We start from the raw sequence: 26,211 nt of genomic DNA, 5'->3' as shown, positions 1-26,211 counted from the left end.
AGACCACCCGGGTCCCAAGGATAAAGCGCGCTTGTTAATAAGCGGTTATCGGGTTGGAGCTTTCAAGGATTGTCTCGAGTCCGGTACTGACTGTGCGCTGTCCAGCTGATGCTATTCTGTCGCTTCCAATTGCTTGATTTCTTGAGTGATTGTCCGCTTGGCCATCCCCATATCCGTTTCAGAGATCGCTTTTACTTCAAGTGGCCAGCCACTGGATCGAGATACGGTGGCGTCAATGGATTGGCGAACGTCAAATGACTTCAGTGCCTGCAGTTGCGCCTGCATTTCCTCTGTCTTTTCCGGGGGCATGTCTGGTAGTACCCTTTTGGCCAACGCTTCAACCCCCGCCAGGACGCTTTCGCGGGAATATCCCTGCCGGATTTCCAGTGTGAGCAAATCATCTGTCATGGCAATAATCGTTGATTGACCGGTTATGGCAAGTTCCGTACCTGTCATGTGCCAGGGTACAGTGCCTTCTGCCTCCAGTGGTTCGTCTACCAGCAGGTCAATGCCGGTTACCGAAAAGATTGGCGTTATATCTTTCAGTAACATCTCGGCAGCCTGTTCCGGCCCGAGGTTCATGAAGAAGCTCCTGATGCCTTGTGATTTGTCCTCGCTTGTTTCGTGCTTGGTCAACACCTCCAGTGCGGGGCCAAGGAGCCATTTGCGTACATGGTCCATATCCCTGATCGCAAGCGGTGTGCCGGTTTCGTCAGCGAGATACTCAAGGCTGATGCCCTCAAACATGCCAAGCATCTGTTGAATAGCTGGTATCTTGGCCAGTTCCGGGTCTTCCGGGCGAATGCGGTCGTAGGTCAGCAGGTATACATGGCCATCCGGCTTTTCCCCGAGATACTGAATGGAAACGTCGGTCAGCCCCACAGGTTTGGTGTGCGCCTTGGCACCTTCCGCAATGTCCTGCTTTCGAATTTGATACCTGACGGTATCGCCAACGGCGGGTGCGAACGGCAATGTGATCCATTCCGCTTCTGCCTCTGCGTCGGCGACGCACGCCGCGCTCGTGCTGAAAATCAACGTCAGGATGATCAATAATTTCTGCATGGTTACCCCCGGTCTAACGCAGTGCCCCTGAAACAGGGACCCGCATATTGATCAGGTCCGACGGCAAAAACCAGCTAAAAAAACAGGCGTGTCTATAAGGGACTGAACAGCAGGGGCGTGTCTGTGCTGAGGTCCAGCACTTCGGTGAGCGCGTCGCGACCAACGGGGGCCTGGGTGACGCGGAAATCATCGTCTGTGCGGGCGATCAGCGCGCGGGTGCCCAGCTCTGCGTCCGTCAGGTCGCCTACCGTGCAGGCCCGTGCGCCACGGATGAGCGGGATGTTTTCAAGGTCTGCTTCCATGCACGGCCCGGCGTCGAACACATCCACCTGGTTGCGGAAGCGGAAGCCCTGCTTTTCGAGAAGCGCGCGGGCAGGGCGGGTCTTGTCGTGGGTCAGGCCAATCACCTTCTGCGCTTCATCGGGCAGCAATTCGGTATAGATGGGCACCTTGGGCATCAGGTCCGCGATAAAGCGGTTGGAGACACCCGAGCGCGCGTCGGCTTCGGCGAAATCCAGCTTGAAGAACTTGCGGCCCACGGCTTCCCAGAAGGGCGAGCGGCCGTCCGCGTCTGTCCAGCCGCGCATTTCCGCCATCACCTGCGGACCGAAGCGTTCGCGCTGGGCCGCCATCAGCATAAAGCGGCTGTAGGAGAGGAGCGTGCCGCGCCCGCCGCCCCGGATGGCCGGGTCCAGGAACAGGGTGCCAATTTCGGCATAGCCATGAAAATCATTCACCAGCGACAGCACGCTGGCCTCACAGCGCACGCCGATCTCGGGCGCGCGCGCCGCATGCTTCGACAGCCGGTAGCTATAGAAGGGCTGGCCGTGCCCCAGATTGGTATAGATGGCGCTGACGCCCGACAGCGTGCCGTCCGCTTCTTCCATCACCAGAAGGTAGGTTTCCGCCGTCAGGTCATCCAGAGGCCGCGCGAAAGAGGTGAGCGACGCATCGATACGCTCGTGCCAGGCGGCTTCGTCCTTGGGCAGCGTGGTCATGCCCTGGCCAGCCTTGGCGGCGAGGGCCATCAGCTTGTCAGTGTCTGTTTTTCGGGCGGGGCGAATAATCATGTGTTTCATGTCCTGGTGGCAGTGTTGCGTTACCTGTTCACTATGGCCTGGGCGGGGCCGAATTTGGTGGCGAAGATGCCGTCTCTGGGCTCAGGATTTCCTGAAATTCTGAGCCTGGCCGAATTTTGTTCGGTGGCCGTCAGGCGCCGTCCAGAAGCTCTTCGAGCGGATAGCCGCCAAAGGGCTTAGGGTTCTCGATAATAGGCACGGTCGTGAACTTGGCGATGCCGATCCCGGCACCCAGAAGCCGGTCGGTGAGGCGACTGAGCGCCGCCATGTCCCTGACCGCGATGCGGATCAGATAATCATACCGCCCGCTGACCTTGTGGCACTGGACAATGGCCTTCTCCATCTTCACTGCGGCATGGAACTGCCGGAAGTCCTCCGGCCGGTGGTTTGACAGCGTCACCTCGGCATAGCTCTCCAGAAGCGGTGCGATTTTCGTGACGGCAATTTCGCCCAGATAGCGGGTGATGAAGCCCTGCTGTTCCAGCTTCTTGACGCGCTCAAGGCAGGCGCTGGGGGAAAGATGCACCGCGTCCGCCAGCGCGATATTGGAAATGCGCGCGTCCAGTTGCAGCACCTCAAGGATGCGGCGGTTGATCTTGTCTATCTTGAAGGCTTCTGTTGTCATCCCACGTCCCTTCCCCATGCTTTATATGTAGCACGCGCGGGCCCAATTTTTTGTCGGAACTTGCCCCCTTTCGCCGCACAAGATGCGGTCACCAAATAATATTCCGCCATTCTTTCGGCGTTTTTTATGCTCAAATAGGCTCACGAACATAAGCCCGAGGGACAAGGGATCATGAAGCAGACAAGCAGGCAGGCACCCCACGCAGTGGTGATGGTGCAGCCCCACCACTTTTACCCCAATGAGGAAACAGCGGCGGACAATGCCTTCCAGGAAGAAGGCGGCAACCGCGAACGCACCGAGAAGCGCGCGTTCGACGAAGTGCAGGCCGCGGTGGAGGCGCTGCGAAGCGCGGGGGTGACCGTCCATCTGTTTGAGGACAGGGGGACCGAGACCCCGGACAGCGTGTTCCCCAACAACTGGTTTTCCACCCACCCGGACGGGCGCGTGGTCCTCTACCCCATGTATGCCCCGTCCCGCCGGGCGGAGCGCCGCGATGACATCATCGATTTCCTGCGCGAAACCTATGACGTGTCGGGCGTGATTGACTATTCGTCGTTCGAATATGCCGAAAAATATCTTGAGGGCACGGGCGCCATGGTGCTCGACCACGCCAATATGACGGCCTATGTGTCCCTTTCGCACCGGGCGGACGAGACGCTGGTGACGCGCTTCTGCGGCGATTTCGGCTATGACCCGGTGATGTTTGAAACCCGTGGCCCGGACGGCAACGCCATTTACCACACCAATGTGATGATGAATGTCGGCACCAAGCTGGCGCTGGTGGGCCTCTCAACCATCGTGGGGACGGACAAGCGGCAGGAAATTGAAGACCGGTTGAAGGCGTCGGGCCGCACGCTGATTGACCTCAGCGCCGACCAGATCGCGCAGTTTGCCGGCAACGCCCTTGAGGTGCGCACGGACAAGGGCCTCCTGCTCGTGCTGTCTGACACCGCGCATGCATGCCTGACCGCAGACCAGATCGCCCTCATTGAGGCCGAGATGCCGCTGCTGCCGCTGCATGTGCCGACGATCGAGAAAGCCGGCGGCAGCGCGCGCTGCATGCTGGCGGGCATTCACCTGAAGCCGAAGGGCTAGGCGGGGCGGAATTTCCCTTTGCAATCAGCGCTGAAATCGGTTGTGCTACCCATCTGAACGGATGGGGAGAATGACTGGTGATGAAGAAAACTCTGATTGGTAGCGGCCTGGTTGCCGCCGCAGTGGTCGGCTTTGTGATGGACACGCTGATGGACGCGGGCACCTTCCGCGAGATCAAGCCGCACTATCACGGCACCTGCGACGCGGTCACCGGCGTTGTGGGCGTTGAGGATATCACCATCGACCCCGATTCCGGCTTTGCTTACCTTTCCTCCCACGACAGGCGGGCCTGGGCCGCAACCGGCGCGGCGGACGGCGAGATTTATCTTTACCGCCCCGGCAGCCTCGCGACCCCGCTGCCGATGCCGCACGATTTCGAAGGCCAGTTCCACCCCCACGGCATCGCCCTGTGGCTGGACGCGACGGGCCCCGACCGGCTGATGGTGATCAACCACCCCAACAGCCCGGACGCGGGCGGCATGCCCTTGAGCCAGGTCGAGATTTTCGAAATCGGCCCCGCGCGCCTCAATCATATCCGTACAGTCAAAACAGATGGCCCCTACAGCCTCAATGATGTGGTGGCCACGGGGCCTGACAGTTTCTATGCCAGCATCGACAAGGGCAGCGAAACCAAGCTGGGGCGCAGCCTGGAAAGCTACCTTCGACTGTCGCGCGGCGGTATTGCATACGGTGACGCAAACGGCATGCGCAGGGTCGAGGGCGGCCTGGTGTACCCGAACGGCATCCAGTGGGACGGCGTGCACCTGTATGTGGCGGAAACGACGGGCAGACGGCTTCTGAAGTATAAGCCGGGCGACACGGCGATGGACCTCGACCTGGTGGCGGAAGACAATCTGGGCACCGCGCTTGATAACCTGGAGTGGGACACCGACGGCAACCTGTGGATTGGCGCGCACCCCCAGACGCTCAAGTTCGTCTCGCACGCAAAGGACGCCAGTAACCGCTCGCCCAGCCAGGTTTTGCGTGTCACGCTCGCGGACGGCGGCGTCGACGTTCAGGAAATATACCTGAGTGACGGCAACCCTATGTCCGGCTCCAGCGTCGCAACTCCCTATGAACGCCGCATGCTGATCGGCAGCGTGTTCGAACCCTTCATCCTCGATTGCAGCTTGTAGGGTTGCCAAACTGTCGCAGGGGCGGCTTGTCGCAGGGTAATTTGGGCTGATCCCTCTTATATTTTGTCTCACGGGCACGACGCTTGGAACACGCCGTCGCCCGGTGACCGTAGAGTATGGGAGAGATGAGATGCAAACCACGACGAAGCCAGATCATGGCTATCAGAACCCCCACCATGTGCCCAAGGGCGCGTCGGACCGTATCGCGTTCGGCTTTGTGAAGCTGTTGCGCTTCTTTGCCGATACCTTCTTTGCCAAACGCTATGGCCACCGGGCGGTGGTGCTTGAAACTGTCGCGGCCGTGCCCGGCATGGTCGGCGGGCTGTTGCAGCACCTGAAGGCGCTCAGGCAGATCCGCGACGACGCGGGCTGGGTGAAGGAACTGCTGGAAGAAGCAGACAATGAGCGCATGCACCTGATGACTTTCATTCATGTGGCGCAGCCTACGTTTTTTGAGCGCGTGGTAATCATGATCACGCAGGCGATTTTCTATAACCTCTATTTCTTCCTTTACCTGTTCGCGCCCAAAACAGCGCACCGGGTGGTGGGTTATTTCGAGGAAGAGGCTGTCACCAGCTATACGGCCTACCTGAACGAGATTGACGCCGGGCGGCACGAAAATGTGCCCGCGCCGCAGATCGCGATCGACTATTGGGGCCTGGGCGCTGGTGCCACGCTCCGCGACGTGGTGATTGCCGTGCGCAATGACGAGGCCGGACACCGGGACCGTAACCACCTGTTCGCCGACCAGTTGGCTGCGGGCGAAGTGCCGAAGGGGTCGAGCCTGAAGGTCTAGGTGCGCCGTTTATGGATGCTGAAACGAGTTCAGCATGACGGTTTGGCTAAAATTCCCTGTCACCCTGAACTTGTTTCAGGGTCCAAGAACACGGTGTTACAGGAATTCGACTGTCAGGGTCGCGCCGTTCCCCATGGACTGTCCGGCCTTTTCGATCGCCCCGCCGAAACGGTCCAGAACGCGGTCACGCCGCACTTTCATGGTATGGGTCAGGATGCCGTTCTCGATGGTCCAGGCCTCTGGCGCCATCAGTACCGCGCCTACCTGCGCGTGGCGCTCCAGCCCCGCATTGATTTCTGCCACCCGCTCGCGCACATGGGCTTCAATCTCAGACGCGGGCACATGTGTGGCCGTTTCCGCCACCACCAGCAGGATCACTGTCTGCGGCATGCCATGGCCCACCAGGCAGGCCTGGTCCAGATAGTCGCTCTCAAGGAACTTGGCCTCGATGGGCATGGGCGCGACATATTTGCCCTTGGCCGTCTTGAAGGTTTCCTTCACCCGGCCTTTGAGGATCACGAAGCCGTCTTCATCCAGCTCCGCCCGGTCGCCGGTATGGACCCAGCCGTCGCGGAAGGTCTCCGCCGTCTTTTCCGGCATCTTATAGTAACCCAGGCTGCAGCCCGGGCCGCGGGCGATCAGCTCGCCTTCCTCCGTGATGCGTACCTCAACGCCCGGTGCGGGCTTGCCCACGGTGTGGGGCTTGTTGCTGCCCGCCGGCGTGGTGGCCAGCGGCAGGATTTCCGTTTGGCCGTAGCCGTCCATCAGCGGCAGGCCAAACAGGTCAAACCATTCCTTGATGTGTGGCGGCACGGGGGCGGTGGTGGACACGAGCTTCTCCACGCTCGCGAGTCCCAGCTTGTCGCGCACTGCAGCGGCGGCCATGCTGGCGTGCGGGCCGGTCAGCGCGGCCTTGAGGGCGTCCGCACCACCTTCGGTGCCTGCGATCACGGCGGATGACAGCTTGTCCCAGATGCGCGGCACGCCGAAGAAATAGTTGGGCTTGGCGATGCGCAGGTCCTGCCCGAATGTCTCAAGGCTTTCGTTGAAAAAGATCGTGCCGCCAACACTTAGGGCATGCAGCTCAATGATCAGCCGTTCGGCCAGATGCGCCAGCGGCAGGTAGGAAATGAAGTGCCAGCCGGGGCTGGATTCCGTCTGTTCCACCAGTGTCTTGGTGGCGCGGCCAATGCTGCCCAGCGAATGCATTACGCCCTTGGGTTTACCTGTGGTGCCACTGGTAAAAATCAGCGTGGCGATATCCTCAATGGCATGGCCGGTGGGCGCCGGCTGACCGTCGCCCTGCTTGAGGAAATCGTCCCAGGTGATATCGCCTTCTGTGGCATCAATGCCGGGCAGGGTGACGATGGTGATGCCTTCCGGCACATGGGCTTTCACCTCGGCCCAGTTGGCACTTTCGCCCAGGAACAATAGCTCCACATCGGCGAAATCGAGCACATAGTGGAAGGTCTCTGGCCGCATGGTGGTGAACACCGGCACGGCCACGCTGCCGGACTTCAGGATGGCCAGATCGGCCATGATCCAGTGCGCCCGGTTCTTTGACAGGATCGCCGCCTTATGATCGCGCTCGCCGAAATGGGCGTGGATGGCACGCGCGGCGCGGTCTACTGTTTGTGCGGTTTCGCGCCATGTGAACGGTGTCTCACGGCCGTCTTTCAGGTCCACCAGGAAGGGTGCGTCTGGCTTTTCACCGGCCCAGAAGGCCAGGTCTTCCATGACCGTTTTACGCTTCGTCTCCACACTGTTGCCTTCCCACATGGCTGTATCCCCCGATTGCCTGTTGTTGTTACTTCAGCAGTTCCTGCGCGATGATGGTCTGCCGGATCTGGTTGGTGCCCGCGCCGATCTCGATCACCTTGCCTGACCGGTAGAGCCGGTTCACTTCCGTCTCGCGCATGAAGCCCATGCCGCCATGGATCTGCACCGCATTATCGAGCACCCGCATCATGGCGCGTCCGGTGTGCAGTGCCGCCATGGCTGTGCGCATATGCACCGGGCCCCGGCCGCCGCCGCCGCGCTCAAGGTCGTTGACTTCCTTCAGCAGCTGATAGCTTGTCGCGCGCATCGTCTCCACGTCTGTGTACATGTCAGCGAGGATGCCCTGCACCAGTTGGAACTGGGCGATAGGGCGGCCAAATTGGGCGCGTTCCTTGGCGTAATCGACGGCCAGATCAAGCGCCCGCTGCGCTACGCCGATGGAGGACGCGCACAGAAAGGCACGTTCGATGTTCAGGCCGCTCATCACCACGGCGACGCCCTGGTTCTCCCCGCCCACCAGATTTTCGGCGGGCACGCGGCAGTCGTTGAACACCAGTTCGCCCGTCGGGCTGCCGCGCCAACCCATTTTATCGAGCTTCTGGGCAACCTCGAAGCCCGGGAAGTCCTTCTCGACAATGAAGGCCGAGATGCCGTGCGGGCCTGCCTCCGGATTGGTCTTGGCGTATACCAGCAGGATATCTGCCACCGGCCCGTTGGTGATGAACATCTTGCGACCATTCAGCACATAATGGTCGCCGTCCTGGCGCGCCGTCGTGGCCATGGAGCCAAGCGCGTCAGACCCCGCGCCCGGTTCGGTCAGGCCCAGTGCGCCGATGGCGCCTTTGGTAAAGCGCGGCAGATATTTGGCCTTCTGGGCGTCGTTCGCGTTCCGGACGATATTGTTGATGCACAGGTTTTCGCTCGCGCCCCAACTGGCCGAAAGGCAATGGTTCCAATAGCTGAAAGCTTCCGCCAGCAACGCCTGCGAAATCAGGTCCAGTTCCGCCCCGCCATAGCTTTCCGGCACCGTGGTGCCCAGAAAGCCGGTATCGGCCATGGCCTTGTAGGCGTCGGCCGGGAACCAGTCCTCGTCGTCCATTTTCGGCAACAGGGGCCACAGTTCCTTTTCGCCATACTTGTAGGCGGTGTCGAATAGCGCCTGTTGGTCGGCGCTGAAGCCAAAGCTTTGCAGGTTCGGGATCATGCTGTCCTCCAACCCTGGGTGGCCAGATGGGCACGGGTTTCCGCTGGGCTTGTGATCTCACGTCCGGCGTTTCTCGCGCAGGCGGCTAGCGCCTCAATCATCTCGCCGTTCGAGCGCGCCTTGTCGCCATTTGGCAGGTAGAAACAGTCCTCAAGCCCGGTGCGCAGGTTACCGCCCAAGTCCGCCACGCGCTGGTGAACGGGCCAGACGTTGGCGCGGCCGATTAGTGTCGCTTGCCAAGGGCTGCCCTCGGGCCGGTATTTCACGAGTAAGGGCAGCAGGTCGGCGTCGCACGGCATGCCGGACGCCACGCCCATGACGAAATTCACGTCCGCATGGTCCACCATGCCGTTTTCGATATAGAGGCCGACGGAGCGCAGGATGCCGATGTCGAAACATTCGAACTCGGGCACAATGTCGTGGGTGCGCATGCAATCGAGCATCTCGGCTACCTTGTCCACCGGGTTCTGGAAGGTCATTGGGGGCCAGGCCCAGCTACCGTCCCGGCGCGTCTTGAGGTAATTCAGCGTGCCTGCGTTCATCGCCGCCATCTCTGGCTTGCAGTGAGCGAGATACTCCAGCACCTCCGTCTGGTCGCGGCCCACAACGCCGGTGGTCATGTTGATCACCACGCCAGGGCAGGCGGCGCGGATGGCATCGTTGATCTCAAGCGCCAGCGCACCGTCCCAGCTCGGCAGATGGCCCTTGCCCGGCTCCTGCTGGCGGTAGTGGCAGTGCATGATGGTGGCGCCTTGGTCATAGGCGGCTTTGGCTTCCGCCGCCATCTGTTCGGGCGTCACCGGCACGTTATGCTGCGTCGGGTCTGTCAGCACGCCCGTCAGCGCGCAGGTCAGGATGGCTTTGTCGGTCATGCGGTTTCCCCCGATGTGATGGTGGCAAGAGGCGCGCGGCTTTTCACCTGGGCGCCGATGCTTGCGGAAAGGTCTTCGATTGTGCCGTCCATGTCGGCCCTAATGTGGTGTTCCATTTTCATGGCTTCGATCACGCAGATCAGGTCGCCGGCTTTTACGAGCGCACCCTTTTCAACGGGCACGGCAACGATCTGGCCGTCCATGGGCGCGGTCAGGCGCCCGGTGCCGCCCGCGGTGCTTTTCTCGGCTGGCGCGTGGGTCACGTCACGGGCCTTGAAATGCCAGCGGCCAAGATCTGCTGCGTGCTCATCGCCCATCTGTGTGTGGGAGACGCGCAGTTTTTCGCCCTGATAGAGGAAGCTTTCGCCGTCAAAATGCGTGGTGCGGCTCTTGTGGCCCACCGTGGCCGTGATGTCCCAACCCGTTGGTGTGGGTGTCTCGGATACTTCGACTGGCACGCGCGTGCCGTCCACCTCGAACACCCGCCTCGTATAGCCGCCCGTGTGTGTCCGCCAACCCGCAAGCGCGGGCATGGGTGCGTTCTTGATCGCGCCCGCCTGAAGCACCAGCGCGAGCGCCAGCGCCTGATTTTCGGCAGACAGTGGGATGAAGGGCGTGGCGTGATCCAGCGTTTGGGTGCGCATGGTTGCCAACCGGAAGGGCTCGTCCTTGAGGAGATACGCCAGCCACGCCTTGTTGGTGGCCATGCCCGCAATGCGGCTCTCATCCAGCATGCTGGCAAGCCGGGCGCGTGCTTCTTCACGGGTTTTCCCATGCGCGATCAGCTTGGCCAGCATCGGGTCATAATAGGGGCTGACCATGTCGCCCGCCACCACGCCGCTATCCAGCCTGCAGCCGTCGCCTGCGGGGATGTCGAACACGCCGAGCGTACCGGTTTGCGGCATGAAGCTCTGGGCCGGGTCTTCCGCATACAGGCGGGCCTCAATGGCGTGGCCAGTGAGGGTGATATCGTCCTGCGCCACACTGATCGCTTCACCTGATGCCACGCGTAGTTGCTCGGCCACCAGATCAACGCCGGTCACCAGTTCGGTCACAGGGTGTTCCACCTGCAGGCGGGTGTTCATTTCAAGGAAATAGAAGGCGCCGTCGGCGTCCACCAGGAACTCGACGGTGCCGGCGCCGGTGTAGCTCACGGCTTTGGCGAGACCTACCGCCGCGTCCGTGATACCCGCGCGGGTCTTGTCTGTGATCGTGGCGCAGGGCGCTTCCTCAAGCACTTTCTGGTGGCGGCGCTGGGATGAACAGTCGCGCTCAAACAGGTGCACCACATTGCCCTGCGTGTCGCCCAGTATCTGCACTTCCACGTGCCGGGCGTCCGTTATCATGCGTTCCAGAATGATGCCGCTGTCGCCAAAGGCGGAGCCCGCCTCGCGCCGGGCACTTTCGAGCGCTTCGGTGAAGCCTTTGAGGTCATCGACGCGCCTCAGGCCACGCCCGCCGCCGCCGGCGGTGGCCTTGATCATCAGCGGGGTGCCGATGCGTTTGGCTTCTTTTTCAAGTACAGCCGTATCTGCATCATTCCCGTCATAACCGGGCACCACAGGCACACCGGCCTTTTCCGCGATGCCGCGCGCGGTGCGTTTGTCGCCCATCTGGGCAATCACGTCAGCGGATGGCCCTACGAAGGTGATACCAGCGTCGGTGACGGCCTTCGCGAAGTCTGCGTTTTCGGACAGGAACCCATAGCCGGGGTGAATGGCGTCCGCCTCGGCCTCTTTCGCCGCCATGATGATGGCGCCCACGTTCAGATAGCTGTCCTTGGCGGGTGCGAGGCCAATAGGGACGGCGCGGTCCGCCAGCTTCACATGCTGGGCCTGTGCGTCGGCGTCTGAATAGACGGCGACGGTCTCAACGCCCATGGCTTTGGCCGCGCGGATGATCCGGCAGGCGATCTCGCCGCGGTTGGCAATCAGAAGGCGCTTGATCATGCGTCACCCTCCATCCAGGAAGGGGGACGCTTTTCAACGAACGCGCGGGTGCCTTCTGCCCCTTCATGCCGGAGTGAAATGGCGAACTGTTTGGCGGCGTCATCCAGCGTATCCGGCGTAACGGTTTCGCCCATGCCCATCAGCAATTTCTTGGTGGCCGCCACCGCGCCCGGCGCGGCCTTGCGGGCCTGTTCCAGCAGCTTCAGAAGCCGGTGGTCCATGGCCTCAACCGTTGGCTCGCTATGGTGCACAAGCCCAAGCTTCTTCGCTTTCTTGCCAGTGATGATCTCGCCAGTAAGCGCCAGCTTGCGGGTCTCAGTCAGGCCAATGCGGGCACGCACAAAGGGCGCGATCTGGGCCGGGATCAGCCCCAGCGTCACTTCGGGCATGCCGAAGCGGCAGCTGTCTTCCGCAATCGCGATGTCGGACACGCACACCAGCCCGAAGCCGCCACCCATGGCCGCGCCGCGCACGAAAGTGACAAGCAGTTTCGGGAAGCGCTGGGTACGTTCCATGAGCGTGCCGAAGCGGCGGTTGCCGATGGCGATGTCGTCTGCGTTCTTGCCGCCCGCGCTGAAATCCTTCAGGTCGCCGCCCGCGCAGAAAACGCCGTTCGCGCCGCGCATGACCATCACGCGCACGCTGTCGTCCGCCTCGGCCGCATCAAACGCCGCCATCAGCGCGTCGACCATGGCAAAATTCATGGCATTCTTGACCTCGGGCCGGTTCAGCGTGACATACATCACGCCGCCCGCCTGTGTGATCAGGACCGGATCAACCATTACTCATGCCCATCAGTTTGGTGAGGATACGCAGCATGGTTTCGTCAGACCCGCCGCCAATGGACGACAGGCGGCTGTCGCGGTAGCTGCGGGACACCGGATTGTCCCACATGAAGCCCATGCCGCCCCAATATTGGAGGCAGGCGTCGGACACTTCGCGGGCCAGTCGCCCGGCCTTCAGTTTGGCCATAGAAGCCAGCATGGTCACGTCCGTGCCGTTAATATACTGTTCGGTCGCGTGCCACACCAGCGCGCGCAAGGCCTCGACTTCCGTCTGCAGTTCCGCCAGCCGGTATTGCACCACCTGGTTATCCAGTACGCTGCCCCCAAAAATCTGGCGTTCGCGGGTATAGTCAATGGTGCGGCGGATGGTGTCGGACATGCCTTTGGGCCCGAGCATGGCGGCGCACAGGCGCTCTTCCTGGAACTGCATCATCTGCATCCGGAAGCCGTCGCCTTCGCGGCCGATCAGGTTTCGCTGTGGCACCCGCACATCATCAAGGAAAATCTGCGCAGTGTCCGAGGACCGCATCCCCAGCTTGTTCAGTTTTTCCGAAAAACTGATGCCGGGCGTATTGGTGGGCACCACAATCAGCGACTTGTTCTTGTGCGACGGCGCATCGCCTGTGTTCGCCAAGAGGCACAGGAAATCCGCCTGGGTCGAGTTGGTGATCCACATTTTGGTGCCGTTGATGACATAGTCATCGCCGTCCTTCACCGCGTTCGTCTTGATCGCTGCCACGTCGGAGCCTGCATGAGGTTCGGAGACCGCGATCGAACACACCATGTCGCCGGCGATGGCGGGGGCGAGGAACTCTTCGCGCAGCTTGTCAGACCCGAAGCGGGCGAGGGCAGGGGTCGCCATGTTGGTCTGTACGCTGATGCCCATGGGCACGCCGCCGCAGTCAATGCCGCCCAGCTCTTCGGCCAGAACCATCTCGTAGCTGTAATCAAGCCCCAGCCCGCCATATTCTTCGGGTTTGGAGATACCCAGAAGGCCGAGATCACCCATTTTCTTGAACAGCTCATGGGCCGGGAAAATACCTGCCGCTTCCCATTCGTCGACATGGGGGTTGATTTTCTCCGCCACGAAGCGGGCGACGGTGCGGCGCAGTTCATTATGTTGATCGGTAAAAAGCATGTCTTGTTTCCCCTAAAAGCGTGCAACGCCGAATGTGTTCTGTCGCGTTTCGCGGCTGTCCGCGTCCCGGCAGATATCCAGCAGGTAAATAAGCAGGTTGCGCGTATCGCGCGGGTCGATGATGCCGTCGTCCCACAGCCGCGCGGTGCCATAAAGCGCGGTGGAGCAGGCGTCCATCTGGTCGGCGGTGGCCTTTTCCATGGCGGCCAGCATGTCTTCATCCGGCGTTTCGCCCATGCGCTTGGCTTTCTCTGTGCCCACGATCCTCAGCACCATGCCTGCCTGCGCGCCGCCCATCACAGCGGTGCGAGCGTTGGGCCAGGAGAAGACAAAGCGGGGGTCGACGCCGCGGCCGCACATGGCATAGTTGCCGGCGCCGTAGCTGCCGCCAATGTGGATGGAGATGCGCGGCACGCGGGCGTTGGTGACCGCCTGGATAAGCTTGGAGCCGTGTTTGACCACGCCGCCCGCTTCAGCGTCCTTGCCTACCATGAAGCCGGTGGTGTTATGCAGGAACAGGATCGGGATACCCGCCTGATCACACAGCTGCACGAACTGGGCCGCCTTGGTGGCGCCGATGGGCGTGATGGGGCCGTTGTTGCCGATGATGCCGATGGTCTGGCCCGCGACAGACGCGTGGCCGCAGACCGTCTGGCTGTCATACTCATTCTTGAAATCAAGGAAGTCGGAGCCGTCCGAGAGGCGCGCAATCACCTCGCGCACGTCATAGGGCGTTTTGGCATCTGCGGGCACCACGCCGATCAGGTCATCGACTGGGTAGAGCGGCGCTGGATAGTCATCCTGCCGCGTGTCCGGTTCTTTCCAGGGCAGGCGCTGCATTATTTCGCGTGCGTAACGAATACCGTCGGCGTCATCTTCCGCCAGATATTCTGCCGTGCCCATGACCTGGGCGTGCAGTTCTGCGCCGCCCAGTTCTTCGTCCACGGCGATTTCACCCGTGGCGGCTTTGAGGAGCGGCGGTCCGGCGAGGAACACCTTCGAGCGCCCGCGTACCATCACGACATAGTCGGACAAGCCAGGCTGGTAGGCCCCGCCCGCCGTACTGCTGCCGTGGACTACGGTGATCTGCGGGATACCGGCGGCAGAGAGGCGCGCCTGGTTGGCGAAGCTGCGGGCGCCTTCAACAAACATGTCCGAGACATGACTAAGGTTCGCGCCGCCGCCTTCCATCAAGCCCACAATTGGCAGCTTGTTTTCCATGGCGATAGTCTGAAGGCGCAGGGATTTGTTCAGCCCTGCGGGCGTTACCGTACCGCCTTTGACCGCGCTATTCGAGACAATCACCATGCAGCGCTTGCCTGAGACATAGCCGATGCCGGCGATGGACCCGCCCGCGCCGGAGCCGTCCCGGTCGTCATACATCTTGTAGCCCGCGAGCGCGGAGAGTTCGAGGAACGGGGCGCCGGGGTCAAGGAGGAGAGCCAGCCGTTCCTTCGGCAAGAGCTTGCCGCGCTTGTCAAAGAGCGCGCGCGCCTTTTCCTGCGCGGCGGCCTTCAGCTCTTCAATCGCTGCAATCTCATCCAGCGCCGCCTGCATGGCGCTCGCGTTCGCTTTGAAGCTATCGGACGCTGGATCGATCTGGCTTGTCAGAGCGGGCATCAGCCGTCCCCCCGCAGCGCTGAGGGCGGCACATAGCGGTGGAAGCCCTGGTAGCTTTCGCTGTTTTTGGCACCCTGCGGTGGGAACAGCGGGCTGAAGAGGCTGGCGGCCCCGTCCACCCGGAGCGTGGCGCCGGAGATGAAGGCCGCGCCGTCACTGAGCAGGAACACGATGGCGGAAGCGATCTCCGCTTCCGTGGCGATACGCCCTAATGGAACCAGGTTCTTGAGCTGCGGCAGCATGGCCTTGACGCCCGGGTCGTCATAACTGTCGAACCCCGAGGACGCCACCCAGCCGGGGGCGACGGAGTTGACCCGCACACCGAAGCGGCCCCATTCGACCGCCGCGGTTTTGGTGAAATTGTCGCACGCCGCGCGTGCCGCGCCCGAGTGCCCCATGGTGGGCATGCCGTTATGGAAGTCGGCGGTGATGTTCACAACTGCGCCGCCGGTTTTGTTCATGGACTGGGTGACCAGTTCGCGCGTCATGTTGAAGGCGCCGACCACGTTGGTCTTCAGCACCGTCTCGAACCCTTTGGTCGAGATGGCCTCAAGGGGGGAGGGATATTGCCCGCCCGCGTTATTGACGAGGCCGTGCACCGGGCCGTCCTTCAGGATGCCTGCGATGGCGGCCTTGACCGCGTCTTCCTCCCGGATATCGAAGGCGCTTGTGGTGCATGTGCCGCCGTCCTCGGTAATTTCGGCCTGCACCGCATCAAGCCGGGTCTGTGTGCGCCCGGTGATGATCACCTCCGCGCCCAGTGCCGCCAGTTCATGCGCGGTGCAGCGCCCGATGCCGCTGCCGCCACCGGTGACGATGATGCGCCTGCCTTTAAACAGTCCGTCCTTGAAAACGGAATTGTAACCTGCCTCCCCAGTCATGGATGCCCTTCCACTTGATTTAATTTCTTTCATTAATTAAAAACAAGCAAGCGCTTGGTTGTCAAGTGAAGTTGGATGGAGTAGCGTCAGATCATGACGAACGCGGTGAAAATGAATGCGCCTGATGTGCTTGAGATCAGCCCTGCAAAGGAGCGGATATTGAAGGAAGCCATTGATCTGTTTTATGAAAAAGGCTTCGAGCGCACGACCGTCAGGGACATTGCGGCACGGGCGGGGATCCTGTCCGGCAGCCTGTTCCACCATTTCAAATCGAAGCAGGAAATCCTCTATACCGCCATGGCGCTGACGACTCGCACCATGGGTGAAAGTGCGGAAAAGGCGGTTGAAGGCATTACCGACCCTGCCCGACAGCTGCGCGCCCTGATCCTGAATGAGCTCAACAGCATTCACCGGGAAACCGGCCACGCGGCTTACGTGCTGGTGGACGAATGGCGCAGCCTGGATGATACCTACAAGGAAGCTGTGCTGGCGATCCGCGACAACAGCTATGAAGCCTGCTGGGACGCCGCCCTTGAGGGCTGCGCGGCCAAGGGCCTTCTGAAGGGCGACCTGCGGGTGACGCGGCAGCTGATCCGTGGGTCGCTGGCCTGGACAAGGAACTGGTACCAGACCGACGGCAAGATGACGCTGGCGGCGTTGGCCGATGAAGTGCTGGCCACTTTCCTGTCGCGGTAAACCTTTCTTCTAATCCACCCGTCGCAATCCCACCGCAATTCGCCGCATTCCTTGTGCGTTTGCGAATTCGCCGTCTATAACTGTGCGCCTAGAAAAAGAAGATGGCCCGACAAGGGGAGGGCCGCAAAACAGACCTAAGGGGTTACCATGAAAAAATTCAAGAAAGCCGCGCTTGCAGCGGCGCTGATGGGGATGGCTTTGCCGCTTGGCACGCCGTCCGCGACGGCTGAGGAAGCCACAAATCCATTCTTCCAGGAGTGGAAAACGCCGCATGGCCTGGCGCCGTTCAGCAAAATCGAGAACGCGCATTATATGCCGGCGTTCGAACGTGCCTTCGCTGAAAGCCGCGCCGATATCGACGCCATCGCAAACAACCCGGACGCACCAACGTTCGAGAATACCATCGCGGCGCTCGACAAGGCGGGTAAGCTTTTGAACAAAGTTGCTGGCGTGTTCTATAACCTCACGGGTTCGCACACCAACCCGGAGATGCAGGAAATCCAGGCCACGGTTTCCGGCATGTACAGCCGCCACACCAACGAGACGCTCTTTAACAAGAAGTTGTTTGAGCGTGTGGACGCGCTGTACCAAAAGCGCGACAGCCTGGGTCTGAACGCGGAGCAGGCGCGCATGCTGTGGCGCACGCACCTGGATTTCACCGGCGCAGGCGCAAATCTGGATGAGGAAGCGAAAGCCGAACTGGCCAAGCTGAATGAGGAAATCTCAGGGCTCACGACCAAGTTTGGCCGCAACGTGCTGGGTGCCACCAACGCCTTCGAGATGGTCGTTGAAGACGAAGCCGACCTCGCCGGCCTGCCTGACTTCGTGATCGCGGCCGCCGCGTCCACAGCGGAAGACCGCGGCCAGCCGGGCAAGTGGATGTTCACCGCTACGCGCTCAAGCTTCACGCCCTTCATGACGTTTTCCACCCGCAGGGACCTCCGGGAGAAGCTGCATAAGGGCTATATGGCGCGCGGCGAAAAGGGTAGCGAATTCGACAATACTGAGATTGTGAAACAGATCCTGCAGGCGCGCGAAAAGCGGGCCAAACTGCTGGGTTACAAGAACCACGCGGAATATCAGATGGCGGACCGCATGATGGGCCATCCTGATCGGGCGTTCGAGCTTTTGAACCGCATCTGGGAACCGGCGCTTGAACGCGCCAAGGAAGAGCGCGCGGCGCTGCAGGAAATGGTTGACGCGGAAGGCGGCGATTTCGAGTTGGCAGCGTGGGACTGGTGGCACTATGCAGAGAAGGTCCGCAAAGCCCGCTATGACCTGGATGAGCAGACGCTGAAGCCCTATTTCGTGCTGGATAATGTGCTGCAGGGCGCCTTCCACACGGCAAACAAGCTGTGGGGGCTGACATTCAAGGAACGCACGGACATCGACACCTATCACCCGGATGTGCGCACCTTTGAGGTGTATGAGAAAGACGGCACCTATCTGGGCCTTTACCTGACCGACCATCACGCCCGCGCATCCAAGCGGGGCGGTGCCTGGAACAACAGTTTCCGCTCGCAGAAGAAGGTGGACGGCGTGGAAACGCCAATCGTCGTCAATGTGATGAGCTTCCCGAAAGGCTCTGGCGATGTGCCGGCGCTCCTGAGCGCAGATAATGTGGGCACGCTGTTCCACGAGTTTGGCCACGCCATGCACACGCTGATGTCTGACGTGACCTACGACCGCATGAACAGCATGGCCTGGGACTTTGTCGAGTTCCCAAGCCAGATTTTCGAAGGCTGGGCGTGGGAGCCGGACGTGCTTCGGATTTACGCCAAACACTATAAAACCGGGGAGGTGATTCCGGAGAGCATGATCGAACGCCTGCAGGCGGCATCCAAGTTCAACCAGGGCTTTGCGACGGTTGAGTATGTGTCTGCGGCGCTGATGGACATGGCGTGGCACACCCGCAGCATCGGTGACGATGTGGATGTGGCCGCGTTCGAGAAAGAGCTTCTGGACGAAATCGGCCTCTTGGACGAGATCGTGGTGCGCTACCGCACGACCTATTTCAACCATGCCTTTGGCGGCGCGGCATACGCGGCGGGTTATTATACCTATCTGTGGTCCGAAGTGCTGTCGGCAGATGCCTATGCCACCTTCGCGGAAGAAGGCATCTTCAACCAGGAAGTGGCAGCCCGGCTGCGCCATTCGATCCTGGAGCCACGGGGCGCGCGCGACCCGATGGAAATGTTCGAGGAATTCAAGGGCCGCCCCTATGAGCTGGATGCCATCCTTGAGGCGCGCGGCTTGACCGACTAGGCCTGAGGCACAATCAGAAACACGAAAGCCCCGGTATCCGCCGGGGCTTTTCTTTTGAGAGATATTTACGAACTGTTGGCGTGCTTGAGGATTGGTGGGCTTTGATTAGTCTCGCGGCAAATCGACCGAATAGATGTGCACGCGGCCGCTGGACGCATCGCCAACAATCACCTCGTCGCGGCCATCACCGTTGAAATCCGCCATGGCGGCGCCGCATGGGTTCCGGATTTCCCCAGTCGGCAATTGGACCGGATAGGGCTGATCCGCGTGACCCATCAAAAGGGTAATGCTCGCGTTCCAGCCGGTGATGACGGCATCCCCCAGGCCATCGTTATTGACGTCGCCCGTCGCAATTATCCTTGCGCCTGCCGCCATGGGCACTGATGTCATGCGCCTGAAGTTGCCGGTTCCGTCGCCCTCAAAGACGACAATGCCAGGTGTCTCGCGCAGGCTTGCAGCCACAAGGTCAATATTATTGTCGCCGTTCATGTCAGTCGCATGTACCGCGAATGGCGATGGCATCGGGATCGTGCCCGTTTGCGCGAAGGCAATGTCCGCGCCCGAGCGGTTCAGCAGGAGGCCAAGGTCATTCTGGTTTGGGGTAATGATGTCCGGCTTGCCGTCATTATTGATGTCTCCAACTGCAAAGCCGTGATAGGGGCCACCGCCCGCGTCAACCGCTATTCCCGGTGTCTCAAAGCCACCCTGTGCATTGCCCCGTAATACATAGACCCCAGCCTGATCCCTGCTGTCGAGGATAAGGTCATGCAGGCCGTCAGCGTTCAAATCTGCAGCCGCGATCATATGGGAGTGGGGGCTTGTTTCTATAGGAAGCTGTATAGGCCCGCCGCGGTCAAAAACCGTGCCGCTGTCGCCCCGCAGCAAGCTCACTATTGTTGCTTCATGGTTTGCAATTGCCAGATCGGTAGCGCCGTCGCGGTCGAAGTCGAGCGCGGCCAGCCATGAGGGGTGTTTGCCCGCCTCAAACTCTGCCGTGCGCGTTAATGCCCCCGTGCCATCGTTTGTGTAGAGAATGACGCGGGCATGTTGCTCCTCCGCGATGATGAGATCGATATTGCCGTCATTGTTGAAGTCACCCGGCAGGAAGGCTTTATCTCCGTCGCCTGCGTCTATCTCCTGGATGGAAACCTGCGAAGGCGCGGGATATGCAGATTCTTCCGCGCTTCCGGCTGTGCCGAAGGATGGTGCCGCCAGAAGTGCGACCAGAATAATGTGACGTTTTCTCACGGATTCAGATCCATCATTGTTGAAGTCAGGGTTGCATGGAGTACAGCCTATTGCTGTGGCCGGCATATTGAAAGCATGAACCTGAGGGCATGCCTATAATTGGGGTCCCGTCCGTTCCCGAAAGCGGGCTACCCCAGCGCTTTCCTGACAGTAGGCATGATGCGGCGGCTGATCCAAGCGCTGCATGCGACCGTAAGCCTCATGACCCGAAAATCAGGAGGCTGTTTTGGACTGTAAAGAATGCGAAACCATCAAAGGTCATATTTTTCCGGAGACTTTTTTCTGGATTTACCTGCCGACCACAGAGGCCACGGCCAGATTGAAAAAGATGGTCGAATGCCTTGGTTATACCGGCGAACCACTTGATCAGACTATGTGCCGGGTCGTGGTGCCGGCAACTGGTGTCGGCGCTTTCCTGACGGCCCTCTTTGGGGAATTCAATGGTCAGGAGCTGGCCAATACCAAAATTGTCACCACCCGGGATGACCAGTTGACCCCAGTGGACATGGGGCGCGTGTTTCAGGCGGATGTTTTCATCAACCGGTTCCAGAGCCAGTGGATCATCGAAGCGCTTGAGGCCAAGCGGTTTGAAACCTGGTTCCAGCCGATCTTCCATGCGGCAAGGCCGGACAAGGCCTTCGCCCAGGAAGGGCTGTTCAGGCTTCGGGACGCCAGCGGCACGATCATTCCGCCTGCGCATGTCTTTGATGTTGCGGGCAAATCTGACCTGCTTTTCACCGCCGACCTGCTGGCCCGGAAGTGCGCGGTTGAGACGGCCGCCGCCGCCGGGCTTAAGGGCAAGATTTTCATCAACTTCAACCCGTCCAGCATTTATGATCCGGCCTATTGCCTGCGGGCGACCGCCGCGGCGATTGAATCGGTGGGGCTGAAGCCCGAGGACATCGTGTTCGAGCTGACAGAAACCCATGAGGCGCGGGACAAGGCCCACCTGAAGGGCATACTGGCCTTCTACCGGGGCGCGGGCTTCGGCGTGGCGCTGGACGATATCGGTTCTGGCTGGTCGGGCCTTAACATGCTGCATGAGATGCGGCCGGATTATGTCAAACTGGACATGGATCTGGTGCGGGATGTCCACAAGGACAGCTTCAAGCAGACCATCGTGAAGCGCCTGCTGCAGATCGCATCTGACAACCGGATCAGGACGATTGCCGAAGGCATTGAATGCGCAGAAGAGGCCCGTTATCTGACAGACATGGGCGCGGATTACCTGCAGGGCTATTATTTCGCCAAACCCGCCCCTGTGTTGCCAGCGGAAGAAGGCCCGCTGGCAAAAGCTGGCTAAAAGATTGCAGCTGCCGCGACGCTGAGGCCGATGGCGAACAGGGCCCAAATGGCGATCGGGCGGTGGGATGCGTCGCCGTATTTTTCAAACAGCCAGTCGCCCGTGCGGTTGCCGATCAGCATCGCAGGGTAGCAGACGGTGAAAAGCGTCAGTTCCTTCATGCCGATGATGCCCTCCACTGTATAGCTGGTGGCGGCGAAGGCGGCAGAGAACAGGAAGAAACCCATCAGGAACGCGCGGGCCACCCGCGCCCGGTCATAGACCGCCATGGAATAGATGATCACCGGCGGCCCGGGGATGGCGAGCGCGCCATTGAGTAGCCCCGATGTCAGCCCCGACCACAGCCCGAACATGCCGCCCGCCCGGTGCGGTGCAGGCTTGTATCTCGCCAAAAGGAAACAGGCCAGCATCACGGTGCCGCCAATCAGCAGCCGGAACATGTCCGGGCTGAAGATCAGCAGCAGATAGGTGCCAAACAGGGTGCCGATGGCGGAAGTGACGATCATCCCCGCCATGTCTTTTATGGGGACGTCCTTCCAGTAGCTGCGGATTGTCTGCAGCGATACTGTCAGCGTCAGCAGCACGATCACACTGGCCGCCGTGGTGGGCGCCAGCACAAGGCTGAGGATTGGCAGCGCCGCAAGCGCGAAGCCGAAGCCGGTGAAAGCCCGCAAAATGGCGGCCAGCAAAATCGTCGCGGCCAGCCCCACCATGGTGAGGAGGCCGATTTCGGAAAGGATGTCCGCCACCTGGGTTACGCCGCCTTCTGGCCAAGCCGCACCAGACGGCCGGGCCTGAGGCCTGTAAGCTTGTCGTGCTCAACCACCACCTTGCCGTCAACAACGGTGGCAATATAGCCGGTGGCTTCCTGCAGCAGACGCTGGCCGCCCGCCGGCAGGTCCTTGACCATATGGGGTGCGTGCAGGCGGAGATTCTTGTGATCGATCACATTGATATTGGCTTTCTTGCCAACCTCTAACCGCCCGCGGTCAGTGAAGCCGACATAATCGGCGATCTCGGACGTCAGCATCTGTACGGCGCGCGCCAGCGGGATTTGCGGGCCCTGCTTGCGGTCCCGTGCCCAGTGGCACAGCAGGTAAGTTGGGAAGCTGGCGTCACACACGGTGCCCACATGGGCGCCGCCATCCGACAGGCCCATGATGGCTTGCGGGTGGGTCATCATCTCATGCACCGCGCTATAGTTCAGGTCGGTATAATTATAGATTGGGAAATAGAGGAATTCCTGTCCGTCTTTCTCGAGCAATATGTCGTAGATTTTCGAAAGCGGCGTTACGCCGTCGGCTTGCGCCATCTTGTAAACGCTGGCCTCCACGCTTTGCTCATAGTCCGGATTTTCGCCCAGCTTGAACATCTTGCAGCTGATGAAATCAATCTGCTGCAACAGGATATCCGCCAGCGGCGGGATGGCCGTGCCGTCGCCCGCCACCTTCTCGGACGTCTCGCTCAGAAGCTGTTCCTTGAAGTCCGGGTCGCGCATGGCGTCCACACGTTCCTCCAGCGGCAGGTGGCTGATGCGCTTGTAGCTCGGGAAGCCGATGAAGGGATGGAAAGTGCACTGTAACCCCAGGATCACCCCAATGCCGCGCGGCGCGGTTTGCAGCCGCATGTTGATGCCCTTGTCCTTCGCAGCTTCTGCGCGGGCCAGAATGTTGCGCCACTGTTTGGGCGCGAAATCCCGCTGCATCAGCGACAGCGAAAACGGCCGTCCGCCCGCCGCGCCCGCGAAGGCCTCCAGAAGGTCAAACTCGCGGTCGAACGCTGTCGGGTCCCCGCGCTCCAGATCAAAATCATTCACCGCCTGCAGCACGCCGTGGTCTAATCCCTTGAAGGCTTCAGCGATGCCGACCAGTTCTTCCTTGGTGGCTTCGGATGCCGGGGTCCAATCACCGTCCGCCGTGCGGTGCACGTCAGACCGGCCGGTGGAGAAACCAACCGCCCCGGCCTCAAGCGCCGCGCGCGTCAGCTCGCGCATTTTGGCGATGTCTTCAGCCGTTGCGGGCTCGTCTGATACCGCGCGGTCGCCCATCACATAGACGCGCAAGGGGTCATGCACGATCTGGGCGGCATAATCGATGGTGTGGGGGAAATCGATGGCGTCCATATAGTCCGCGAAGCTTTCCCAGTTCCACGTCAGGCCTTCTGCGAGCGCGGTGCCGGGGATGTCCTCCACCCCTTCCATCAGACGCACCAGACGGTCATGGTCCTTCGGCAGGACGGGCGCGAAACCCACGCCGCAACTGCCCATCACGGCGGTGGTTACGCCGTGGTTGACGCTGGGCTGCAGGTCAGCGTCCCAGGACACCTGGCCGTCATAATGGGTGTGCAGGTCCAGGAACCCCGGGGTGACGATGGCACCTGCGGCGTCAATCACGCGGTCGGCCTCGCCAAGGTTGGTGCCGATGGCAGCGATCCTGCCGTCCTTCACGGCTACATCGCCAGTGATGGGCTCAGTGCCATTGCCGTCATAAATGGTGCCGCCCTTGATGATCAAATCATAAGCCATGGGTGTCCTCCTGAAGTGTCGGGGGTGAATAAGACGTCAGCCGGTCCACCAGCCGGAACGCGCCGGTCACAGCGAAGCCGCCAATGAAATGCCAGATGCCCCAGGTGGCGAGAACCATCGCCCCGGAGCCAAGCCCGCCAAACTGACTGAGCATGATAAGAAGGCCGAGGCCTGAATTCTGGATGCCGATTTCGAACACAAGCGCGCGCCGGGCGGCGCCTGTTCTGAGGCCCAGCATGCCCACAAGGCCGCCAAGGATGAAGGCTGCCGTGTTGTGAAGCGCCACATAGGGCAGGATCTGGTCACCGAAATGTTTGAGCAGATCCATGTTGGTCGCGAGCCCCACGGCCACGATCACCACAATCACGCCCACGGCAATCGGCAGGCATACGCGCTGCAGTTTGTGGGCAAAAGTTGGGCGAACGTGCGACAGGACAATGCCTATCAGCAGCGGCACCAGCAGGGTGAAGCTGGTGTTCAGCACAAACGACAGGCGGTCCAGATGGATGGCCTCAACAAGGTCCCGCGTGGGGGCGTAAAGGCTGGTCCAGAACAGGATCGCCAGCGGCAGGAAGGCCGCGGAAAACAGGCTGGAGCAGGTGGTGAGCGAGACCGAATAGGCCACATCACCGCGGCTGAGGCGCGTGAACAGGTTGGATACATTGCCGCCCGGGCAGCAGGCCACGATGATCATGCCGAGTGCGATGCCGGCCATGGGCTGGAACAGGGTCAGCAACGCAAGGGTGATCAGTGGCAGTCCGATGATCTGCGCCATCAGGCCATAGAGCACGCTGCGCTTGTGGGTTCTAAGGAAAGAGAAATCATCTGTCTTGAGCCCCAGCGCCACGGAAAACATGGTGAAGGCGAGCGAGATGGCGAGCGCGAGCTGCGTGCCCGGCTCAAGCGTGATCACGGCGTCATTGATGGCGCTTGCGTCCATGCTTCCCATCCCTCCCAATGTGTCCCCTTCCCAAAGGACAAGCCAAATCTACTTGACGCATGGGCGCTTGTGAATGACAGTCGGCGTCTAAAAATTGATATTTTACGCCAAAGGCCATTACCAAGTAACACCATGACAGAAACAGTCCTGACCCGCTACCTGACCACGCTTGTAGACGCGATGGAAGCCGATTACGGCGTTGCGTCGGGCGCGCTTTACCGTGCGGCCGGGATCGCGCCGCTCGCTGACGGGCGGATCGAGGAAGCCGACGCGGAGGCGCTGTGGGTGGCGGCGGAGAAGCTGTCTGGCGACGGGCTTCTGGGCCTCAGGGTTGGTGGGCGCGTGCGCTACAGCAGCTATTCGACGCTTGGGCACCTGCTGGTGACCGCCAAAACGGTGGGCGACTCGCTCCGTGCCGCGTGCGAGCTTGCCTTCTATGTGGGGGCCGCCGGCCAGCTTGAGATGGAAGACCGGGCGGGGGAGTGCGCTATCGTCTATAAGCCGCTTAGGCCCAATTGGCGCGCCCCCCATGTGCGCTCGGAAGCGGTGCTTCTACCGATGGTGCGCTTTGCGCGCTGGGCGTCGCCCGGCGTGGTGCCCAAACAGGTGTGCCTGACCCGGCCCATTCCGCGCAACCCGCAAGCTTATGCGGATGCGTTTGGGGCACCGGTCACCTTCGGGGCGGCCTGCCATGAGGTGATCTGGGACGCGGAGGCGCTCAATCAGCCGATGAACGACGCCAACCCGGCCTTGAATGAGATGCTGCGGGCGCACGTGGAAGCGGAAATGCCCAAAAGGGACGGCCTGCATGCAAATGTTCGGGCGCACTTGTTGGCGGCATTGGCGGACGGCGGAGACACCAGCATCACAGCCATTGCACGCCTTATGGGCATGTCGGAGCGCAGCCTGCAACGGGCGCTGTCGGCGGAAGGTGCGGCGTTCCGCGATATGCTCAGTGACGTACGGCGGGAGGAGGCCGGCAGGCTGCTCAAGGAAACCAAACTATCGGTGGCGGATGTTGCGGCCCGGCTGGGATATTCCGAGCCCGCCGCCTTTGTGCGGGCGTTCCGGCGCTGGTTTGACGCGTCGCCCAACCAGTGGCGGAAAAAGCCAAACGGCTGATTGGCGGCCGCCCAAACTTGGGCTAGGGTTAACAAATATGACACAGGTATCAGGGTAGAATAGAGCGCAGATGATGTTGAAAAAAATAGCAA

At 61.0% G+C, this 26,211-nt stretch carries 22 protein-coding genes; 7 read left to right on the top strand and 15 right to left on the bottom strand.

Annotation, left to right across the window (positions count from 1 at the left end):
• Nucleotides 1-111: 111 nt before the first annotated feature.
• The 3 genes from B3Z17_RS15720 to B3Z17_RS15710 all read right to left on the bottom strand — a co-directional run bounded on the left by B3Z17_RS15720 (nt 112) and on the right by B3Z17_RS15710 (nt 2,766).
• Complete coding sequence (locus tag B3Z17_RS15720) at nt 112-1,062, bottom strand: hypothetical protein (protein WP_286830746.1); 951 nt, start codon at nt 1,060-1,062, stop codon at nt 112-114.
• 92 nt (nt 1,063-1,154) lie between these two features.
• Nucleotides 1,155-2,132: an arginine N-succinyltransferase gene (locus tag B3Z17_RS15715; RefSeq protein ID WP_286830745.1), complete on the bottom strand. Its 978-nt coding sequence runs from the start codon at nt 2,130-2,132 to the stop codon at nt 1,155-1,157.
• 139 nt (nt 2,133-2,271) lie between these two features.
• Complete coding sequence (locus tag B3Z17_RS15710) at nt 2,272-2,766, bottom strand: Lrp/AsnC family transcriptional regulator (protein WP_286830744.1); 495 nt, start codon at nt 2,764-2,766, stop codon at nt 2,272-2,274.
• Nucleotides 2,767-2,937: 171 nt separating this feature from the next.
• Between B3Z17_RS15710 and ctlX the strand changes: the two genes are divergently transcribed.
• From ctlX to B3Z17_RS15695, 3 genes are all read left to right on the top strand, one after another.
• On the top strand, nt 2,938-3,861 hold the full coding sequence (gene ctlX / locus B3Z17_RS15705) for a citrulline utilization hydrolase CtlX (RefSeq protein WP_286830743.1): 924 nt from the start codon (nt 2,938-2,940) through the stop codon (nt 3,859-3,861).
• A gap of 80 nt (nt 3,862-3,941) precedes the next feature.
• Nucleotides 3,942-4,997, top strand: coding sequence for a hypothetical protein (locus tag B3Z17_RS15700; protein ID WP_286830839.1), 1,056 nt, complete (start codon nt 3,942-3,944; stop codon nt 4,995-4,997).
• A 130-nt stretch (nt 4,998-5,127) separates the two neighbouring features.
• Nucleotides 5,128-5,793: an alternative oxidase gene (locus tag B3Z17_RS15695; RefSeq protein ID WP_286830742.1), complete on the top strand. Its 666-nt coding sequence runs from the start codon at nt 5,128-5,130 to the stop codon at nt 5,791-5,793.
• Nucleotides 5,794-5,889: 96 nt separating this feature from the next.
• Here B3Z17_RS15695 and B3Z17_RS15690 read toward each other — a convergent pair whose 3' ends face one another.
• From B3Z17_RS15690 to B3Z17_RS15655, 8 genes are read right to left on the bottom strand one after another with little or no spacing between them, the layout of a single operon-like run.
• On the bottom strand, nt 5,890-7,572 hold the full coding sequence (locus B3Z17_RS15690; protein ID WP_286830741.1) for an AMP-dependent synthetase/ligase: 1,683 nt from the start codon (nt 7,570-7,572) through the stop codon (nt 5,890-5,892).
• A gap of 28 nt (nt 7,573-7,600) precedes the next feature.
• Nucleotides 7,601-8,776 carry an acyl-CoA dehydrogenase family protein gene (locus B3Z17_RS15685; protein WP_286830740.1) on the bottom strand — a complete coding sequence of 392 codons (1,176 nt, stop codon included), beginning with the start codon at nt 8,774-8,776 and terminating at the stop codon, nt 7,601-7,603.
• Nucleotides 8,773-9,648: a 3-keto-5-aminohexanoate cleavage protein gene (locus tag B3Z17_RS15680; protein ID WP_286830739.1), complete on the bottom strand. Its 876-nt coding sequence runs from the start codon at nt 9,646-9,648 to the stop codon at nt 8,773-8,775. The genes B3Z17_RS15685 and B3Z17_RS15680 overlap by 4 nt, the downstream gene beginning before the upstream one ends.
• Nucleotides 9,645-11,597 (bottom strand): acetyl/propionyl/methylcrotonyl-CoA carboxylase subunit alpha, encoded by a 1,953-nt coding sequence (locus tag B3Z17_RS15675; RefSeq protein WP_286830738.1) that lies wholly within the window; start codon nt 11,595-11,597, stop codon nt 9,645-9,647. Before B3Z17_RS15675 ends, B3Z17_RS15680 begins: the two co-directional genes overlap by 4 nt.
• Entirely contained in the window at nt 11,594-12,379 is a 786-nt protein-coding gene (locus tag B3Z17_RS15670; protein WP_286830737.1) for an enoyl-CoA hydratase/isomerase family protein, read from the bottom strand. Before B3Z17_RS15670 ends, B3Z17_RS15675 begins: the two co-directional genes overlap by 4 nt.
• On the bottom strand, nt 12,372-13,520 hold the full coding sequence (locus B3Z17_RS15665; protein ID WP_286830736.1) for an acyl-CoA dehydrogenase family protein: 1,149 nt from the start codon (nt 13,518-13,520) through the stop codon (nt 12,372-12,374). Before B3Z17_RS15665 ends, B3Z17_RS15670 begins: the two co-directional genes overlap by 8 nt.
• Nucleotides 13,521-13,532: 12 nt before the next feature.
• Nucleotides 13,533-15,140, bottom strand: coding sequence for an acyl-CoA carboxylase subunit beta (locus B3Z17_RS15660; RefSeq protein ID WP_286830735.1), 1,608 nt, complete (start codon nt 15,138-15,140; stop codon nt 13,533-13,535).
• Nucleotides 15,140-16,021 carry an SDR family oxidoreductase gene (locus B3Z17_RS15655; RefSeq protein ID WP_286830734.1) on the bottom strand — a complete coding sequence of 294 codons (882 nt, stop codon included), beginning with the start codon at nt 16,019-16,021 and terminating at the stop codon, nt 15,140-15,142. The genes B3Z17_RS15660 and B3Z17_RS15655 overlap by 1 nt, the downstream gene beginning before the upstream one ends.
• 93 nt (nt 16,022-16,114) lie before the next feature.
• Between B3Z17_RS15655 and B3Z17_RS15650 the strand changes: the two genes are divergently transcribed.
• Both B3Z17_RS15650 and B3Z17_RS15645 read left to right on the top strand, forming a co-directional pair.
• Nucleotides 16,115-16,717: a TetR/AcrR family transcriptional regulator gene (locus tag B3Z17_RS15650; RefSeq protein ID WP_286830733.1), complete on the top strand. Its 603-nt coding sequence runs from the start codon at nt 16,115-16,117 to the stop codon at nt 16,715-16,717.
• Nucleotides 16,718-16,864: 147 nt separating this feature from the next.
• The gene (locus B3Z17_RS15645; RefSeq protein ID WP_286830732.1) at nt 16,865-18,982 is read left to right on the top strand and encodes a M3 family metallopeptidase; all 2,118 of its coding nucleotides are present in this window, start codon (nt 16,865-16,867) and stop codon (nt 18,980-18,982) included.
• Between the two features lie 105 nt (nt 18,983-19,087).
• On the opposite strand, the gene B3Z17_RS15640 is transcribed toward B3Z17_RS15645, so the two are convergent.
• Nucleotides 19,088-20,230 (bottom strand): FG-GAP repeat domain-containing protein, encoded by a 1,143-nt coding sequence (locus tag B3Z17_RS15640; protein ID WP_286830731.1) that lies wholly within the window; start codon nt 20,228-20,230, stop codon nt 19,088-19,090.
• A gap of 226 nt (nt 20,231-20,456) precedes the next feature.
• Here B3Z17_RS15640 and B3Z17_RS15635 point away from each other — a divergent pair, with 226 nt between their 5' ends.
• The gene (locus tag B3Z17_RS15635) at nt 20,457-21,533 is read left to right on the top strand and encodes an EAL domain-containing protein (RefSeq protein ID WP_286830730.1); all 1,077 of its coding nucleotides are present in this window, start codon (nt 20,457-20,459) and stop codon (nt 21,531-21,533) included.
• Here the strand turns inward: B3Z17_RS15635 and B3Z17_RS15630 are convergent.
• From B3Z17_RS15630 to B3Z17_RS15620, 3 genes are read right to left on the bottom strand one after another with little or no spacing between them, the layout of a single operon-like run.
• Complete coding sequence (locus B3Z17_RS15630) at nt 21,530-22,282, bottom strand: sulfite exporter TauE/SafE family protein (protein WP_286830729.1); 753 nt, start codon at nt 22,280-22,282, stop codon at nt 21,530-21,532. The genes B3Z17_RS15635 and B3Z17_RS15630 overlap by 4 nt on opposite strands.
• Nucleotides 22,283-22,287: 5 nt before the next feature.
• Nucleotides 22,288-24,057: an N-acyl-D-amino-acid deacylase family protein gene (locus B3Z17_RS15625; RefSeq protein WP_286830728.1), complete on the bottom strand. Its 1,770-nt coding sequence runs from the start codon at nt 24,055-24,057 to the stop codon at nt 22,288-22,290.
• Nucleotides 24,047-24,997 (bottom strand): bile acid:sodium symporter family protein, encoded by a 951-nt coding sequence (locus tag B3Z17_RS15620; RefSeq protein WP_068307637.1) that lies wholly within the window; start codon nt 24,995-24,997, stop codon nt 24,047-24,049. Before B3Z17_RS15620 ends, B3Z17_RS15625 begins: the two co-directional genes overlap by 11 nt.
• A 132-nt stretch (nt 24,998-25,129) precedes the next feature.
• On the opposite strand from B3Z17_RS15620, the gene B3Z17_RS15615 reads away from it, so the two are divergent.
• Complete coding sequence (locus B3Z17_RS15615; protein WP_286830727.1) at nt 25,130-26,119, top strand: AraC family transcriptional regulator; 990 nt, start codon at nt 25,130-25,132, stop codon at nt 26,117-26,119.
• Nucleotides 26,120-26,211: the final 92 nt, after the last annotated feature.

This window comes from Kordiimonas sp. UBA4487 (genome assembly GCF_002389025.1).
GTDB classification, from domain to species: Bacteria; Pseudomonadota; Alphaproteobacteria; order Sphingomonadales; family Kordiimonadaceae; genus Kordiimonas; species Kordiimonas lacus.
Note: the sequence above shows the minus strand (reverse complement) of the source record. Positions and strands in the feature narration are given on the sequence as shown.

Bases quoted from the DNA above. Each gene is read 5' to 3' on its own strand.
- B3Z17_RS15720 (WP_286830746.1), bottom strand. From the start codon at position 1,062: ATGCAGAAATTATTGATCATCCTGACGTTGATTTTCAGCACGAGCGCG.
- B3Z17_RS15715 (WP_286830745.1), bottom strand. From the start codon at position 2,132: ATGATTATTCGCCCCGCCCGAAAAACAGACACTGACAAGCTGATGGCC.
- B3Z17_RS15710 (WP_286830744.1), bottom strand. From the start codon at position 2,766: ATGACAACAGAAGCCTTCAAGATAGACAAGATCAACCGCCGCATCCTT.
- ctlX (WP_286830743.1), top strand. From the start codon at position 2,938: ATGAAGCAGACAAGCAGGCAGGCACCCCACGCAGTGGTGATGGTGCAG.
- B3Z17_RS15700 (WP_286830839.1), top strand. From the start codon at position 3,942: ATGAAGAAAACTCTGATTGGTAGCGGCCTGGTTGCCGCCGCAGTGGTC.
- B3Z17_RS15695 (WP_286830742.1), top strand. From the start codon at position 5,128: ATGCAAACCACGACGAAGCCAGATCATGGCTATCAGAACCCCCACCAT.
- B3Z17_RS15690 (WP_286830741.1), bottom strand. From the start codon at position 7,572: ATGTGGGAAGGCAACAGTGTGGAGACGAAGCGTAAAACGGTCATGGAA.
- B3Z17_RS15685 (WP_286830740.1), bottom strand. From the start codon at position 8,776: ATGATCCCGAACCTGCAAAGCTTTGGCTTCAGCGCCGACCAACAGGCG.
- B3Z17_RS15680 (WP_286830739.1), bottom strand. From the start codon at position 9,648: ATGACCGACAAAGCCATCCTGACCTGCGCGCTGACGGGCGTGCTGACA.
- B3Z17_RS15675 (WP_286830738.1), bottom strand. From the start codon at position 11,597: ATGATCAAGCGCCTTCTGATTGCCAACCGCGGCGAGATCGCCTGCCGG.
- B3Z17_RS15670 (WP_286830737.1), bottom strand. From the start codon at position 12,379: ATGGTTGATCCGGTCCTGATCACACAGGCGGGCGGCGTGATGTATGTC.
- B3Z17_RS15665 (WP_286830736.1), bottom strand. From the start codon at position 13,520: ATGCTTTTTACCGATCAACATAATGAACTGCGCCGCACCGTCGCCCGC.
- B3Z17_RS15660 (WP_286830735.1), bottom strand. From the start codon at position 15,140: ATGCCCGCTCTGACAAGCCAGATCGATCCAGCGTCCGATAGCTTCAAA.
- B3Z17_RS15655 (WP_286830734.1), bottom strand. From the start codon at position 16,021: ATGACTGGGGAGGCAGGTTACAATTCCGTTTTCAAGGACGGACTGTTT.
- B3Z17_RS15650 (WP_286830733.1), top strand. From the start codon at position 16,115: ATGACGAACGCGGTGAAAATGAATGCGCCTGATGTGCTTGAGATCAGC.
- B3Z17_RS15645 (WP_286830732.1), top strand. From the start codon at position 16,865: ATGAAAAAATTCAAGAAAGCCGCGCTTGCAGCGGCGCTGATGGGGATG.
- B3Z17_RS15625 (WP_286830728.1), bottom strand. From the start codon at position 24,057: ATGGCTTATGATTTGATCATCAAGGGCGGCACCATTTATGACGGCAAT.
- B3Z17_RS15620 (WP_068307637.1), bottom strand. From the start codon at position 24,997: ATGGACGCAAGCGCCATCAATGACGCCGTGATCACGCTTGAGCCGGGC.
- B3Z17_RS15615 (WP_286830727.1), top strand. From the start codon at position 25,130: ATGACAGAAACAGTCCTGACCCGCTACCTGACCACGCTTGTAGACGCG.